Origin of the sequence: Desertihabitans aurantiacus (assembly GCF_003344635.1) — a bacterium.
Taxonomy (GTDB): domain Bacteria; phylum Actinomycetota; class Actinomycetes; order Propionibacteriales; family Propionibacteriaceae; genus Desertihabitans; species Desertihabitans aurantiacus.
The window spans coordinates 1-1,380 of the sequence record NZ_QPKK01000489.1; the positions used below are offsets into that span (position 1 = coordinate 1).

Below are 1,380 nucleotides of genomic sequence, written 5' to 3' on the forward strand. Positions count from 1 at the left end.
AACCGCAACTTTTATTTTTATTACCCATATAAATTGCTGTTAATAGTATTAGTAGAGTGAATAGATAGGAGAATGCCACTAGTATTATTTGCCATTTTTTTATTGTAAAGTTTAGAAGGCTTACTAGCGGAATGAATAGTTCCAAAAAAATAAAAATAATAGAAGATATGTTAATGATGGGTTTGCTAATTTTTTTGTTCAATATTTCGTAAGTATTGAAAGTAAAATAATCAAAAGATAAACTTTTTAATATTCCGGAAATAAATAGTAGAAAAAAAGTGAAAATGATAAAAACTCCGAATAAAATGTTCATTATGTAAACTCCTTTTGGATTTGTTTTAAAAGTGTTATATTTAATTATATTGTTTATCGAGTATTCAGTGATATGTATCGTTAATTAATTATGAAACATTAATATATACATGTTTATTAAAAAAAAGAGGAGTGTAATTCTATGTTCAAAAAAAGTTTTGAAGTTAGTGTATGTTTATTTTTATTTACAATGCTGTCAATAGTGTTTAAAGATATGTTTTTAGGAGGAGAAAAAACAACGAGTATGAATTCGTTTTTATTGATTAGCACTATTATTTTTGTAATTTCTATGATTGTTACAACTATTTTTTATTTTATCAATAAAGGAAAAGAAAATACAAATAACTATAAAAATTTATTTATTATTGTTTGGATTTTTGTTCCTGTTATATGTTTATTGACTGAATATTATTTGGCATCGCCTTTACCTCATGTATTATCTGAACCATAATAGAATGATGTCTGTTATGGTTTTTACAGGCTATATATACTTATAGTTAATTTGCTATTTCATGGTCATTATATTTTGATATTATAAAAAAGTTTGAAAAAACGATTCTTTTTTAATTTAATGTTTTAATGAGTTTGAGATAGGATGATAAAACGACAAAAAAGATGGTTTCTATTTGAATGATATAGAAGTCATCTTTTTTGTCGTTATTTTTATATATTAACTTACCTTATGTAACCTTATGTAACCTTAAACGTAAGAGTTATAGTAAGGTTATTAAACTTACACCCGACATTTACACATAAAAATAAGCGTGTAACCTACATATAAAAGTTACACGCTATCGAATGATACTTAATGAAATTGAGATTCGCTAGAATCAGAGTTGTTATCAACTGAAGTGTTATCTTCGTCAGTTAACTTCATACTAGCAAACAACTCAATGTCGTCTAATAAGCCAGTTAATGTTTTGGTTCTGAATCTAAGACGCTTGCCAGACATTAAGCCATTTAATGTACCTAATTTTATATCAAAGTCTTCAGCAAGTTTAGGTATTGAATTTGAGTCGTTCAAGTTACTACATAATCTCACTAAGAAAATAATATCGTTCAAATCTT

General features: G+C 25.4%; 1 protein-coding gene. It reads right to left on the reverse strand.

Annotated elements, in window-relative coordinates; all coding sequences use genetic code 11:
- Positions 1 to 1,117: 1,117 nt before the first annotated feature.
- Positions 1,118 to 1,380: hypothetical protein (locus DVA66_RS21835; protein WP_232822105.1), on the reverse strand; the 263-nt coding region annotated here is incomplete at its 5' end.